The following is a 16,143-nucleotide window of genomic DNA, read 5'->3' as shown; positions in this document are numbered from 1 at the left end:
TTTTAATTCTATTAATAATATTTATAATTTTTTATAAAAATTATATATTTACATAAAATATTATTATATATAATATTATTATATAAAGAAAATAAAATTTATATTTATTAATTTTTATTAAAAATAAAAAATCAAATAAAGATAATTAATATGAAAAATAAATTTAATTTAAATTTACCAAAAACAAAATTCCCAATGAAAGCTTCTTTAGCAAAAAATGAATTAATTATATTAAAACAGTGGGAAAAAGATAATTTATATCAAAAAATATTAAATACTAAAAAAAAAAAAAAAAAATTTATTTTACATGATGGCCCACCATATGCTAATGGAGATATCCATATCGGACATGCTTTTAATAAAATTTTAAAAGATATTATTATAAAATCTAAAAATATGAATGGTTATTATACTTTATTTATTCCTGGATGGGATTGTCATGGTTTACCAATAGAACAAAAAGTAGAAGAAATTTTAAAAAATCAAAATAAAAAAATTTCTCAAAAACAATTTAGAATTAAATGTAGAAAATATGCTTTACAACAAATTATAAAACAAAAAAAAGATTTTATAAGATTAGGAATATTTGCAGATTGGCAAAATCCGTATTTAACAATGGATTTTAAAACGGAAGCAAATATTATTCGTACTTTAGGTCAAGTTATCAAAAATAATCATATTTATAAAGGTAAAAAACCAGTACATTGGTGTATTAAATGTTTATCTTCTTTAGCAGAAGCTGAAGTTGATTATATTAATAAAAAAACATTAACATTTTATGTTAAATTTTCAATAATAAATATTAATTTTTTTAAAAAAATTTTAAACATACAAATAGAAAATTATGATATTTCTTTCTTAATATGGACTACTACTCCATGGACTATACCAGCAAATAGAGCTATTGCTATTCATCCTGAAATATATTATCAACTAATCAAAATAAATAAGAATATTATTATAATAGCTAAAAATTTAGTTAATATACTTATGTCTAAAGCAAAAATTATGAATTGGAAAATTTTGAAAGAAATAAAAGGAAAATATTTTCCAAATATTTTAATTAAAAATCCTTTAAATAATAAAATTTCGTCTTTGATTATAAGTAATTATGTTTCTGAAAAATCAGGAACAGGAATTGTACATATGGCTCCAAATCATGGATTAGATGATTATAATATATGTAATCAACATAATATAAAATGTTTAAAAAACATTATAGATAAAAAAGGATTTTTTATAAATGGAGTTCATCCTTTATTAGATAAAATTAGTATTTTTTGTTGTGAAGAAATAATTAAAAAAATTTTAATAGAAAAAAATAAATTATTTTTATTAGATAAATATATACATAATTATCCATATTGTTGGCGCCATAAAATACCAGTAATTTATATATCTACACCACAATGGTTTATTAGTATGGATAAAAATAATCTTAGAAATTTAGCAAAAAAATCAATAAAAAAAGTAAAATGGATACCTAATTGGGGATATGAAAGAATGGATCTTATGTTAGATAAAAGACCTGATTGGTGTATTTCTAGACAAAGAATTTGGGGTATACCAATACCTTTATTTATTAATAAAAAAACCCAAAAAATACATGATAATTCTTTAGAATTTATTGAAAAAATAGCTTGTATAATTGAAAAAAAAGGTATACAAGCATGGTGGGATTTAGATATTACAAATTTTTTAGGTAAAGATGCTATTTTTTATGAAAAAGTGGTAGATACATTAGATGTTTGGTTTGATTCTGGATCTACTTATAGTTCAATTATTAAACAAATTAAAGAATTAAAACAAGATACAATAGATATGTATTTAGAAGGAACTGATCAATATAGAGGATGGTTTATCTCTGCATTAATTATTTCAACAGCTATAGATGGTAATCCTCCATATAAGACAGTAATTAGTCATGGTTTTACTGTAGATTATCAAGGAAAAAAAATGTCTAAATCTTTAGGTAATATTATAAAACCTCAAAGTATAGTAAATACTTTAGGTAGTGATATTTTAAGATTATGGGTAGCTTCTACAGATTATTTTAATGAAGTAAATATATCTAAAGATATATTACAAAGAACTACAGAAATTTATAGACGTATTCGTAATACAGTTAGATTTTTATTATCTAATTTAAATGATTTTGTACCAGAAAAAAATATAATAAAACAAAAAAAAATGTTAATTTTAGATAAATGGATTATTCATAAAACAAAAATTATACAAGAAAAAATTATTAAATATTATAATAAATATAATATAAAAAATGTAGTTCAAGAAATAATGCAATTTTGTTCTATAGATTTAGGTTCTATATATTTTAATATTATTAAAGATAGGCAATATACATTTAAAAAATGTAGTGTAGAAAGATTAAGTTGTCAAACATCTTTATATATGATTCTTGAATCTTTAGTAAGATGGATAACTCCAATATTATCTTTTACAGCTCATGAAATTTGGAATTTTATTCCTGGATTGAGATCTAAATCTGTTTTTACAGAAGAATGGTATTCCAAATTATTTTATTTATCATCAAATGAAACAATGAATAATGAATATTGGGATATTATTTTTAATTTTAAAAATGAAATAAATAAAATTATTGAATATGCAAGAAATAAAAAAATAATAGGAAATTCTTTAGAAGCAAATATTATTGTATATGTAAGTAAAAATATTTATAAAAAATTAATAATATTAGGTTCAGAATTACGTTTTTTATTATTAATATCTAATATTATTATTTATAAAGATAAAATAATATCTACAAATAAATTAATACAAAATTTTAAAATTGTAAAATCTAAATATTCTAAATGTCAACGTTGTTGGCATTATACAAAAGATATAATTAATGATATTTGTAATCGTTGTAAATTAAATACTATAGGAAATGGTGAAAAACGTTTATTTATTTAAAAGTTTTTTTAATAAAATTAAAAAAAAAATAAAATTATCAAATATATGTATATTAATAATATTAATATTATTAGATAGTTTTAGTAAAAATTTTGTTATTAAAAATATAAAATTATATAAATATTATTATATTAATAATTACTTAAATTTTATTTATTTACAAAATTATGGTATAATATTAGGTTTTTTAAAAAATTATAAAAGTATTATTTATTTTTTATCAAAAATAAATATTTTTTTTTTCTAATAATTATCTTTTTAATTAAAGATCAATATTATCAGTTATCATATTATATAATTATTAGTGGTGTATTAGGTAATTTAATTAATAGAATTCAGTATGGTTTTGTGGTAGATTTTATAGATGTACACATATCTAGTTATCATTTTCCAATTTTTAATATTGCAGATATTTTAATATGTATAGGTATTATTTTTATTATAAAAAATAATTATATAATAAAATATAAAAAATAATATATTAATAGGTTTATTTATTATGAAAAATAATCAAATTCGTTTAGCTATAACAGGTATTAATGGTCGTATGGGTAAAAATATTTTAAAAATATTAAATAAGAAAAAAACAAATAATATTTTATTAAATGGAGTTATAGAACATAAAGATTCTTTAAAAAAAAATAATAAAATTTTATATAAATCTAATTTTTTAGATATTAAATCTAATATAATAGATATTATAGATAAATTTGATATTTTAATAGATTTTACAAATCCATGTTCAACAATAAAATATATTAATATATGTAAAAAATATAAAAAAAAAATTATTATTGGAACTACAGGTTTTACTGAACAACAAAAATTAATTATTAAAGAAATGTCAAAAAATATAGCTATTATTTTATCTTCTAATTTTAGTCTAGGTATAAATATATTATTAAAAATTTTAGAAAATATAACAGAAATTTTATGTAAGAATCAACAAATAAATAATTTAGATGTAGATATTATAGAAAAACATCATAAAAATAAAGTAGATTCACCATCTGGTACTGCATTATCATTAAGAAATACTATTTTACAAACTTATAAAAAATATAATTTTATAAAAAAAATTAAATGTCATTCTATTAGAGCAGCTGATATATATGGAGAACATAATATTTTATTTTCTTTTATAGGAGAGCAATTAGAATTAATTCACAAAGCATCTAATAGAATTCCTTTTGCTATAGGAGCTATTAAAGCCGCTATTTGGATTAATAATAAAAAAAAAGGTATATATAACATGCATGATGTATTAGGAATTTAAGTTTAAAATAGAATAAAATTTTATTAATTATATGAAATAAATTTATTATGTATACATGATAAATTTTTATATAAATAAAAAATCTATATGGTAGATTTTATTAAATTTATAAGGATGATATTGAATATCTATAATTTTTACTTTAAAAAAATTTTTTTTTTCATCTATTAATTTAATTAATGGTGAATCTTTTTTTATAAAATTTTTAAAATTAATTTTAATAATATCATTATTATTGATAATAATAGGTATCTCTTTAATTTTTTTACCATAAATTATGGCTGGAAATTGATTATTTATTCGTAAACGTCTACTAAATTTTTTTCCAGTTTGTATTCTTTTAAAGAATTTTATATTATTCATGTATATTTATATCTCTTTTATAATTTATTTAGTATAATTTTTTAGCAGTATCTAATAAATCTTTTTTAAAAATTTTTTTCATATTTAAAATAGCATCAATAATATCATGATGAACCATTTTATCATTTTGTATACCTATACACCTTCCTCCATATCCTTTATATAATAATTCAACTGAATAAGATCCCATTCTAGAACCGAGAATACGATCATATGCAACAGGAGATCCTCCTCTTTGGATATAACCTAAAACTGTAGTTCTAGTTTCACGTTTAATTGTATTTTGAATAAATTTTGCTAATTTATTAATATCACAAATAAATTCTGTGATCAATACTATTGCATGTTTTTTCCCTTTTTCTATTCCTAATTTTATTTCTTTCACTAAATCTTCTTGTTTATAATTAATTTCAGGTAAAACAATAAATTCACAACCTCCGGCAATAGCTGCTGCTAAAGTTAAATCTCCACAGTATCTACCCATAATTTCTACAATAGATATTCTTTGATGAGAAGTAGATGTATCTCTTAATTTATCAATAGCTTGAACAATAGTTTCTAAAGCTGTAAAATATCCTATACTATAATCAGTACCTACTACGTCATTATCAATTGTTCCAGGTATTCCTATACATGGAAATCCCATTTTTGTTAAAAATTTAGCTCCTAAATATGTTCCGTCTCCTCCTATTACAACTAATGCATCAATACCATTTTTTTTCATATTATTTATAGCTACAGAACGTATTTTTTTATTTTTAAATTCAGGAAAGCGAGCTGATCCTAAAAAAGTTCCTCCTTTATTAATAATATCAGATACACTATATCTATTTAATTCTATTATGTTATTCTTAAATAATCCTAAATAACCATTATTTACACCAATTACTTTAATATTATATCCTATTGCTGTTCTAACAACACCTCTAATAGCAGCATTCATTCCTGGAGCATCACCACCACTTGTAAGTACACCAATTTTTTGAATCATATGATATCACCTTAATAATATATATTATTTTATTAATAAAAATTAATTTTTAAAAAAACCTTTATATTTTTTAGATACAATAGAATATGGATCTTGATGTATAATTATATCTGAATAAGGAAATTTTTTATTTAAAGCATTTTCTATTTTTTTTGCAATTGAATGTGATTCTAATAATGGTAAATTATCTTCTAATACTAAATGAAGTTGTATAAAACGAGTAGGACCAGATTGTCTTGTTTTTAATTGATGTGCTCCTTTAACTTTAGGCCAAGAAGTAATTAAATCTATTATAATTTTTTTTTCATAATCTGGTAAAGATCTATCTAACAAAGATTGTATTGCTTTATATCCTACTTTAAAAGCATTAAAAAAAATAAATATACTTATAATTAATGCTATAAAAGAATCTGCTTGTTTTACATTAAAAAAATTTAAAATTAAAGCTATTAAAATTGCACTATTAATTAAAATATCTGATTCATAATGCATCATATCAGCATGAGTAGCTTGACTATTTGTTTTAGCTATGACTTTTTTTTGAAAAAATACTAATATTAAAGTTAAAAAAAATGAAATTATTATAACTAATATTCCTATTATTGGATAATATAATTTTTCAGGATGAGATATATATTTTAAACTATTAAAAAATAAAAATGTTGCTGTTCCACAGATAAATATACTTTGTGCTAAAGCCGATAAAGATTCAGCTTTACCATGACCAAATGTATGGTCTTGATCTGCAGGTTGTAAAGAATAATATATAATTAATAAATTAATTGTTGAAGATGTAATATCAACTAATGAATCTACACAAGCAGCTAACATACTGATGGATTTTGTTTTCCACCAAGCTAATAATTTTAGTATTAATAATGTTAAAGATAATAAAATTGCTAAATTTGTAGCTTTTGTGATTAATTTATTATATTCATTTTTTTTTTTAAAAGAAATTTTTTTATATATATTGTTCATATTTACATTTAATTCCTATTATAATCTTTATAATTTGGTATAAATATTTTATTTTATATTTAAAGAATAATAAATTACTTTAACATTAATTTTATTCTATAAAAAATTATATATAATAATTATATTAAAATTAATAAATTAAATGAATTTAAAAAAATGAAAAAATTTAATGAAAAAACATTTCAAGGAATGATTTTTATTTTACAAGATTATTGGGCCAAACAAGGATGTAATATTATTCAACCAATTGATATAGAAGTTGGAGCTGCAACATCACATCCTATGACATGTTTATATTCAATAGGGGAAAAACCTATTAAATTAGCTTATATACAATTATCAAGAAGACCATCTGATGGAAGATATGGAAATAATCCAAATAGATTACAACAATATTATCAATTTCAAGTAATAATAAAACCTCCTCCTTTTAATATTCAATTTTTATATTTAAAATCTTTAGAAAAATTAAAATTAGATTTAAAAAATAATGATCTTCGTTTTATAGATGATAATTGGGAAAATCCTACACTAGGAGCATATGGAATAGGATGGGAAATTTGGTTAAATGGTATGGAAATTACTCAATTTACATATTTTCAAAAAATGGGGGGAATAAAATGTAACCCTATAACTGGAGAAATTACTTATGGTTTAGAGAGATTAGCTATGCATATACAAAATGTAAAAAATATATTTGATATTATATGGAATAAAAATGAAAATAACCATATTACTTATGGTGATATTTTCCATAAAAATGAAATAGAACAGTCTATTTATAATTTTAAATATATAGATATTAATTTTCTTATTTATTGTTTTAAACATTATGAAAAAGAAATTGATAATTTATTAAAATTAAAACAACCATTAATTTTTCCAGCATATGAAAAACTTTTAAAAGCATCACATTGTTTTAATCTATTAGAAGCACGTAGATTTTTATCACATACTGAAAGACAAAGATATATTTTAAAATTACGTAATATGACTAAGTCAATTGTAATAAAATATCATGATTATATAAAATAAAAATTATTAATTAAATAGGTAATATAATTTTATGCGTAATAATATATTATTATTAGAAATTGGTATAGAAGAAATACCTTCTAATTTTTTATTAAAATTATCTAATATAATTTTAAATAATTTTAAAAATGAATTAAAAAAAAATCACTTTAAATATAAAATAATAAAATGTTTTTTTACTTCTAGACGTATTGCATTACAAATTTATTTTTTAAATATAATGCAATCTGATTTTATTTATACAATTAAAGGACCTTATTTAGCTAATAAAAAAAATATTTTTTCAAATAAAATAGTACAATTTTGGATAAAAAAATATGATATTAAAAATATTAAAAATATTTTTTATCAAAATAATTATATTTTTTATAAAAAAATAATAAAAGGATTACATGTTAAAAATTTATTATCTAATATGATAATAAATTCTTTAAAAAATATTATTTCTATTCCTAATTTTATGTATTGGGATAAGAATTTTTTTAAATTTATTAGACCAATAAGAAGTATTGTATTAGTCTTAGGTGAAAAAAATATCAAAAAAAATTTATTAAATCTTCAATCTAATAATATTATTCAAGGACATAGGTTTATGTGTAGCGAAAAAGTAATTTTAAAAAATGCAGTAGAATATGAAAAATTACTATTTAAAAAAGGGAAAGTTATTGTTGATTTTATTAAAAGAAAAAATATTATTTTTAATAAAATACAAAAAATAGCAAATAGCTTAAATGCTATAGTTAAAATAAATAAAAATTTTTTAGAAGAATTATCTTGTATAGTTGAATGGCCTATATTATTAATAGGAAAATTTAATAATAATTTTTTAAAATTGCCATCTAAAATATTAGAATATGTAATGATTAAATATCAAAAATATATTCCTTTATATGATAAAAATAATAATTTATTACCTAATTTTATTATTTTAATAAATATAGAAACAAAAAATAATAAAAATATTATTAATAATAATGAACAAGTAATTAAATCAAGATTTAAAGATATTCAATTTTTTTTTAAAAATGATTTAAAAATAAATTTTGAAAAATATTTAGAAAAATTAAAAAATATTATTTTTCAAAAAGATTTAGGTAATTTATTTGAAAAAACTATGCGTATAGAAAAAATATCTGAATATATAGCAAAAATAATAAAAAATGTTAATATAATAGACTGTATTAGAGCAAGTAAATTAGCTAAATGTGATTTAGCTACACAAATGGTTTATGAATTTCCTGATTTACAAGGTATTATCGGTATGTATTATGCAAAATATAATAAAGAAAATAAAAATGTAATAAATGCTATTAAAGAACAATATCAATATAAAAAAAATGATTTGATACCTAAAAATATTATTTCTTGCATTTTATTTATTGCTGATAAAATAGATACTTTAGTAGGGATTTTCAGTATATCATTTTTTCCTACAGGAGATAAAGATCCATTTGCTTTAAAACATATAACGTTAATTATTATACGTATAATTATAGAAAATAAAATAAAAATTAATTTAATTCAATTAATTGATTTTAGTTTATCTTTATATAAAATTAGTATAGTTAATAAAAAACAAATATTAAAACAAATTATATTTTTTATAAAAAGTAGATTAAAAAATTGGTATATTTCTTTAGATTATAAAAAAAATATTATCTATTCTGTTTTGGATAATGAAATAGATAATCTTATGATTTTAGATTATAAAATAAAAGCATTAGATAAATTTTTTAAAATTGAAAAGAAACAAAGTAAAATTTTAATTTTTACTAATAAAAGAATAAATAAAATTTTATTAAAAAATAAAAAATATATAAATGAAAATAATCTTATTAATATATCTTTATTGAACAATAAAGAGGAAAAAATATTATTTAATTATATTCTTAAATTATCTAAAATTATTACATATAAAATTAAAAATTATGAATATTATAATATTTTATTAATATTATCAGAGTTATATTATCCTATAAATATTTTTTTTAAAAAAATAATCATTAATCATGAAGATAAAAAAATTAAAAAAAATAGAATATTAATTTTATATAAAATAAAAAAATATTTATTAACAGTAACTGATCTTAGTAATTTATATTAATTTTAATTTTTTTAGTGTAATTTCTATAATTTTTTGATTATATATTGTAAGTGGTGTCATAGGTAATCTCATTTTATCACTATTAATTAATCCTAATCTTTTTGCCGCCCATTTTACAGGTATAGGATTAGATTCAATAAATAATTGATTATGTAATAGGATTAAATTATTATTAATTTTTATTGCTTTATTAATTTTTTTTTCTTTTATATAATTACAAAATTTACTCATTTGTATTGCAGCAATATTAGCTGTAACTGATATAACACCATCACCACCTAATTGCATAAATTCAAAAGAAGTTTTATCATCTCCACTAATTAAAAAAAATTTTTTTTTAATTAAACTTCTAATTTTATTTACACGAGATAAATCTCCAGTAGCTTCTTTAATACCTATTATATTATCAATTTTTGATAATTTATAAATTGTTTTTGGTAGTAAATCACATCCAGTTCGTGAAGGAACATTATATAATATTTGAGGTAGTTTAGTATTATTTGCAATTTTTTTAAAATGTTGATATAAACCTTCTTGTGTTGGACAATTATAATATGGAGTAATATTTAAACAACCTATAATTCCTGAATTTTCAAGAATAGATATTATAGCTATACTTTTAGATGTTGAATTAAATCCAGTACCAGCTATAATAGGTATTTTATTTTCAGAATAATCTAGTGCATACATTATTATATTTATATGTTCATTATATGTTAATGTAGCAGATTCACCTGTTGTTCCCATAATAACAATTGCTTTTGTACCGCTATTAATATGATATCTAATAAGTTTCTTTAAACTTTTTTTACAAATATTACCTTTCATATCCATTGGAGTTATAAGTGCTACAATACTTCCGGTAAACATTAAACTATAATCCATACTATTAATATTTATGATAAAATTATGATAACAAATTTAAAATAAATAAACAAATTATTATAATTATAACTATTTAAATTATAAAAATTTTAATAAAAAAAATTATTATTTTTTTACATTAAATATTTTTAAAAAAAAAGATATTTTTTTTTTAACTTCTAAGATAGAAGATGTATTATTAATTTTTTTGTAAAATATTTTTTTTTTAAAAAATAACTTTTTATAATATTTGATTAATGGTTTAGTATGTTTTAAATATTCTTGTAAACGATTATTAATCGTAATAAGATTATCATCTGTTCTAGTTATTAATGTTTCTCCAGTAATATCATCTTTATTTTTTATTTTTGGAGGATTTAAAAGTATATGATATGTCCTACCAGAAGGTAGGTGTATTCTCCTACCTATAATTCTTTTAATGATTTGATTATTGGGTATATAAAATTCTAAAATTATATCTATTTTTATATTTTCTTTTTCTAAAATATTAGCTTGTAAAATATTCCTAGGATATCCATCTAATAAAAATCCTTTTTTACAATCTATATTATATAAATAATTTTTAATTATTTTAATTGTTATCTCATCAGGAACCATAATTCCTTTATTAATATATTTTTTTATCTGATTAGTTAAAAAAGAATTTTTATTATTTAAAATATAATTTCTTAATATATTTCCTACAGAAATATTAGGTAAATTATATTTTTCAGATATAAATCTAGCATAAGTTCCTTTTCCTACTCCTGGAGGACCTAATAAAATTATACGCATTTAATAAAATTCTCATTTTTTAAAAAAATTTAAAATATGTTTTTTCAAATATATTAATTTCTTTAGAATATTTCATTGTTAAATCTATTTGATCTAAATTATTTGTGATAAAATTAATTTTATCTTGACTCATTTTAAAATTAAAAAATTCATTATTTATAGTAATTTTTTTATAAAATAAATTTATATAACAAAAAATTCCAGGAAATTTTTCTATTATAAAAAATAATTTATCAATTATATCTTTTTTTAAGATTATTAATAATAATTTATTATTAATAGCATTATTATAAAATATATCTGCATAACTTGAAGCAATAATAGTATGAAAACCAAAATCTAATAATGCCCATGGCGCATGTTCTCTAGAGGAACCACAACCAAAATTTTCTCTAGTTAATAAAATTTTTGAATTTTTAAATTCTTTTTTATTTAAAATAAAATTAGGATTAGGTGTTTTATTTTTATCATCTAAATATCTCCAATCATGAAATAAATTTTTCCCAAATCCTTTTTTATCATTTTTCTGTAAAAATTGTTTTGGTATAATAACATCTGTATCAATATTTGAAATATTTAAAGGAACAATAATACCATTATATTGTAATTTTTTTTTCATAATTTATTTTTTACTTATATATATTTATATTAATAAAATAACCATATATAGCTGTTATTGCTGCCATAATAGGACTTACTAAATGAGTTCTACTATTACGTCCTTGACGTCCTTCAAAATTTCTATTACTAGTAGAAGCACATCTTTCACCAGATTTTAATTTATCATTATTCATTGCTAAACACATAGAACATCCTGAATATCTCCATTCAAAACCAGCATTTTTAAAAATTTTATCTAATCCTTCTTTTTCAGCTTGTATTTTTACCATATTAGAACCTGGAACAACTATAGCTTTAATATGAGAAGCTATTTTTTTACCAAAAATTATTTTTGCTGCAGATCTTAAATCTTCAATTCTAGAATTAGTGCAAGAACCAATAAATACTTGATCAATTTTTAAATTAATTAATTTTGTACCTTCATTTAAATCCATATATTTTAATGCTTTTATAGCTATTTTTTTTTTATTTTTATCTTTATAAGAATTTATTAAAGGAATAGATTCATTAATACCTATTATTTGTTCAGGATTAGTTCCCCAAGAAATCTGAGGAGTTAATTGTGAAATATTTATATTTATAATTTTATCAAATTTTGCATTATCATCACTATATAATGTTTTCCAATATTTTAAAGCTTTTTTCCATAATTCTTTTTTAGGAGTAAATTTTTTATTTTTTAAATATTTAAAAGTTATATCGTCAGGTGCAATTAATCCTGATTTAGCTCCCATCTCAATAGACATATTACAAATTGTCATTCTAGATTCCATACTTAATTTTTTAATAATATTACCATTAAATTCAATAATATATCCATTACCCCCACTAATACCAATTTTTCTTATTATTGATAAGATTATATCTTTTGCTGTAATATTTTTTGGTATATTACCAATTATATTTATTAACATATTTTTAGCACGATTTTGTTTCAAAGTTTGAGTAGCTAAAACATGTTCTACTTCAGTAGTACCTATTCCAAATGCTAATGAACCAAATGCTCCATGAGTAGAGGTATGTGAATCACCACATACAATGGTCATACCAGGTAATGTAATACCTTGTTCCGGTCCTATAACATGAACTATTCCTTGTAATGGATGATAGATATCATATAATTTTATATTAAAATCATTACAATTTTTTATAAGTGTTTCCATTTGTTTTTTAGCGATATAACCAGATGACTCTATATTTTTAGTTTTAGTAGATACATTATGATCCATTGTTGCAAAAGTTTTATTTGATCTATAAACTTTTCTATTTTTATTTCTTAATCCCTCAAATGCTTGAGGAGAAGTAACTTCATGAATAAAATGTCTATCAATATATAATAAATTAGTATTATTTTTTAAATTACAAATAATATGTTTATCATATATTTTTTCATATAATGTTTTTCCCATATATATACCTATCCTATAACTATTTTATATAATAGATTCCATAATTAAGGTTCCCATATCATCAGTAGTAACTATTTTTTCATTTAAACTATTTGTAGATAAATCTTGAGTTCTATAACCTATATCTAATATTTTTTGAATAGCATTTTTAATTTTTTGAGATATATTTTTTAATTTTAAAGAATATTCAATTAACATTGCTAATGATAATATTTGTGCAATCGGATTAGCTATATTTTTTCCCGCAATATTAGGAGCAGAACCTCCTGCTGGTTCATATAAACCAAAATAATTTTGATTAAAACTTCCTGAAGGTAAATTACCTAATGATCCGGTAATCATTGCACATTGATCAGATATAATATCTCCAAATAAATTTGAACATAATATAACATCAAATTGCGAAGGATTTTTCATTAATTGCATAACTGCATTATCAATATACATATGATCTAATGTAACTGATGTATATTGATTAGATATATTTGTTAAAATTTCTCTCCATAATATTGAGGTATTTAAAACATTTGCTTTATCAATAGAACATATTTTTTTTTTTCTTTTTAAAGCAATATTAAAAGCAATATGTGCAATTCTTTCTATTTCAAATCTTGAATAAATTTCTGTATCAAATGCATATTCATCTATTCCTTTTCCTTTTCTCCCACTAGGTTTCCCAAAGTAGATTCCTCCTGTTAATTCTCTGATACAAATAATATCAAAACCTTTATGTAAAATTTTTTCTTTTAAAGGACTTAAAATACTCAAATTCTTATAAAAGAAAGAAGGACGTAAATTAGCAAATAAATTAAAATGTTTTCTTAATTTTAATAATGAACCTTTTTCCGGTCTTTTATTTAAAGGTAAATAATCCCATTCAGGTCCTCCAACAGATCCAAATAATATAGCATCAGATTTTTCACATCCATATAATGTTACTTTAGGTAAAGGATTACCGTATATATTAATAGCAGCTCCACCTACAATATAGGTATCAATAACAATTTTTTTATTGATATATTTTTCAATTTTTTCTAATATTTTAATTGCTTGTTTCATTACTTCTGGACCAATACCATCTCCAGGTAAAATAGCTATTTTAAATATATCCGACATAATTATTCCTTAAATTTTTAAAATTTATTGATTTTTTAATATATTTTTTTGTACTTGATCTGACCTCCAAATATTATTAAGACAATTAATAATTGCAATAACTGAAGCTTTTATAATATCTTTAGATAAACCAATTCCATTAAAAATTTTTTTTTTATATTGTATTTTAATGTTAACTTCTCCTATTGATTTTTCAGTATGATTTTTAGCTATTAAAATATATTTAATTAATTTTATATTATAATTTGTTATTCTAATAATTGTTTTATATATTGCATCAACTGGACCTAGTCCTGTTGCAGCTTCTAATTTTATTAATTTTCCACATGTTAATTTTAAAGTCGCAATAGATATATTAGAATTTGATTGTACATTAAAATATTTTAATGAATAATAATCTGTATTATTATCTATTTCATTATTAAATGCTAATGATTCTAAATCATAATTAAAAATTTGTCCTTTTTTATCAGCTAATTTAATAAAATCATTATATAATTTATTAATATTATATGTGTTTTTTTTATATCCCATTAAATCCATATGAAATTTAACTGCAGCCCTTCCTGATTTAGAAGTAAGATTAAATTCTGTTTTGCTTAAACCAATATTTTCTGGATTTAATATTTCATAAGTTTTTTTATTTTTTATCATTCCATCTTGATGAATCCCAGAAGAATGAGAAAAAGCATTACTTCCTACAATAGGTTTATGAATAGATAATGGAATATTACAAATTCTACTTACTATTTTACTTGTATTATATATTTTATTATAATTTATATTAGTAAAAAAATTAATATTTTTTCTTGTATATAAAGCCATTATTACTTCTTCTAAAGCACAATTACCAGCTCTTTCTCCAATTCCATTAATAGTTCCTTCTATTTGTCTTGCTCCTGCATTTATTGCAGTAATAGCATTTCCTACTGCCATTCCTAAATCATTATGTGTATGTACCGAAATAATACATTTATCTATATTATCTATTTTTTTTTTTAAATAAGAAATTATATTATAATATTCTTGAGGAAACATGTAACCTACTGTATCTGGAATATTAATAGTTGTAGCTCCTGCATTAATAGCTGTTTGTACAACTAAACATAAATCGTTAATAGGAGTTCTACTCCCGTCTTCACAAGAAAATTCAATATCATCAGTATATTTACGAGCATATTTTATCATAAATGATATTTTTTCTATTACTTTATTTAAAGTAGTTTTTAATTTTGTAATAATGTGTATAGGAGAAGTAGCTAAAAAAATATGGATTCTAAAATTATTAGAATTTTTTAAAGATTGATAAACCATATCTATATCTTTTTCTTTACACCTAGCTAAACCACATAATTTACTATTTTTTATAATTTGTGATATTTGTTTAGATGTTTGATAATCTGCAGGAGAAGAAATAGGAAATCCTACTTCAATAATATCAATACCCATACTTTCTAAGGCTAATGCTATTTCTATTTTTTTTTTATTATTTAAATTAGATTTTAATGATTGTTCTCCATCACGTAATGTAGTATCAAAAAGAATAATTTTTTTTTTCATATAAAGATCATCTCTTAAAATAAGATTTTGTTAAATAAATATATTATAATTTTTTATAATAAATTTATTTAAATAATTTAAATATTATATTTTATAT

13 protein-coding genes and 1 pseudogene are annotated in these 16,143 nt (G+C 19.7%); 5 read left to right on the top strand and 9 right to left on the bottom strand.

From position 1 onward, the window contains the following. The first annotated feature begins 150 nt into the window (after positions 1-150). The 3 genes and pseudogenes from ileS to dapB all read left to right on the top strand — a co-directional run bounded on the left by ileS (position 151) and on the right by dapB (position 4,210). The gene (gene ileS / locus GJT98_RS00310; RefSeq protein WP_168820740.1) at positions 151-2,934 is read left to right on the top strand and encodes an isoleucine--tRNA ligase; all 2,784 of its coding nucleotides are present in this window, start codon (positions 151-153) and stop codon (positions 2,932-2,934) included. After that, positions 2,909-3,411, top strand: a pseudogene (lspA, locus tag GJT98_RS02325) (signal peptidase II). Before ileS ends, lspA begins: the two are co-directional and overlap by 26 nt. A 22-nt stretch (positions 3,412-3,433) precedes the next feature. Continuing rightward, entirely contained in the window at positions 3,434-4,210 is a 777-nt protein-coding gene (dapB, locus tag GJT98_RS00295; RefSeq protein ID WP_168820736.1) for a 4-hydroxy-tetrahydrodipicolinate reductase, read from the top strand. A 66-nt stretch (positions 4,211-4,276) separates the two neighbouring features. Here dapB and rplY read toward each other — a convergent pair whose 3' ends face one another. The 3 genes from rplY to GJT98_RS00280 are packed head-to-tail and all read right to left on the bottom strand — an operon-like array spanning position 4,277 to position 6,542. After that, on the bottom strand, positions 4,277-4,573 hold the full coding sequence (gene rplY / locus GJT98_RS00290; RefSeq protein WP_168820734.1) for a 50S ribosomal protein L25: 297 nt from the start codon (positions 4,571-4,573) through the stop codon (positions 4,277-4,279). Between the two features lie 28 nt (positions 4,574-4,601). Further along, positions 4,602-5,564, bottom strand: a complete 963-nt coding sequence (gene pfkA, locus GJT98_RS00285) for a 6-phosphofructokinase (RefSeq protein ID WP_168820732.1) — start codon at positions 5,562-5,564, stop codon at positions 4,602-4,604. A 42-nt stretch (positions 5,565-5,606) separates the two neighbouring features. Further along, a complete protein-coding gene (locus GJT98_RS00280) occupies positions 5,607-6,542 on the bottom strand; it encodes a cation diffusion facilitator family transporter (protein WP_168820730.1) in 936 nt (311 codons plus the stop codon). 156 nt (positions 6,543-6,698) lie between these two features. Between GJT98_RS00280 and glyQ the strand changes: the two genes are divergently transcribed. Next, positions 6,699-7,577 (top strand): glycine--tRNA ligase subunit alpha, encoded by an 879-nt coding sequence (glyQ, locus tag GJT98_RS00275; RefSeq protein WP_168820728.1) that lies wholly within the window; start codon positions 6,699-6,701, stop codon positions 7,575-7,577. Between the two features lie 31 nt (positions 7,578-7,608). Beyond that, the gene (gene glyS, locus GJT98_RS00270; protein ID WP_168820726.1) at positions 7,609-9,681 is read left to right on the top strand and encodes a glycine--tRNA ligase subunit beta; all 2,073 of its coding nucleotides are present in this window, start codon (positions 7,609-7,611) and stop codon (positions 9,679-9,681) included. On the opposite strand, the gene dapA is transcribed toward glyS, so the two are convergent. The 6 genes from dapA to leuA form a co-directional block, all read right to left on the bottom strand. After that, complete coding sequence (gene dapA / locus GJT98_RS00265; RefSeq protein WP_168821417.1) at positions 9,673-10,551, bottom strand: 4-hydroxy-tetrahydrodipicolinate synthase; 879 nt, start codon at positions 10,549-10,551, stop codon at positions 9,673-9,675. The two genes, glyS and dapA, sit on opposite strands and share 9 nt — an antisense overlap. Positions 10,552-10,671: 120 nt before the next feature. Further along, the gene (locus GJT98_RS00260; protein ID WP_168820724.1) at positions 10,672-11,340 is read right to left on the bottom strand and encodes an adenylate kinase family protein; all 669 of its coding nucleotides are present in this window, start codon (positions 11,338-11,340) and stop codon (positions 10,672-10,674) included. A gap of 19 nt (positions 11,341-11,359) precedes the next feature. After that, the gene (gene leuD, locus GJT98_RS00255; RefSeq protein ID WP_168820722.1) at positions 11,360-11,959 is read right to left on the bottom strand and encodes a 3-isopropylmalate dehydratase small subunit; all 600 of its coding nucleotides are present in this window, start codon (positions 11,957-11,959) and stop codon (positions 11,360-11,362) included. Between the two features lie 10 nt (positions 11,960-11,969). After that, positions 11,970-13,370, bottom strand: coding sequence for a 3-isopropylmalate dehydratase large subunit (gene leuC / locus GJT98_RS00250; RefSeq protein WP_168820720.1), 1,401 nt, complete (start codon positions 13,368-13,370; stop codon positions 11,970-11,972). Between the two features lie 24 nt (positions 13,371-13,394). Continuing rightward, positions 13,395-14,486, bottom strand: coding sequence for a 3-isopropylmalate dehydrogenase (leuB, locus tag GJT98_RS00245; RefSeq protein ID WP_168820718.1), 1,092 nt, complete (start codon positions 14,484-14,486; stop codon positions 13,395-13,397). A 24-nt stretch (positions 14,487-14,510) separates the two neighbouring features. Beyond that, positions 14,511-16,046, bottom strand: a complete 1,536-nt coding sequence (gene leuA, locus GJT98_RS00240; RefSeq protein WP_168820716.1) for a 2-isopropylmalate synthase — start codon at positions 16,044-16,046, stop codon at positions 14,511-14,513. Positions 16,047-16,143 lie beyond the last annotated feature (97 nt).

This window comes from Enterobacteriaceae endosymbiont of Donacia sparganii (assembly GCF_012569045.1).
Taxonomy (GTDB): Bacteria; Pseudomonadota; Gammaproteobacteria; order Enterobacterales; family Enterobacteriaceae.
The sequence above is the reverse complement of the archived record's forward strand: the minus strand, read 5'-3'. Positions and strand labels throughout refer to the sequence as shown.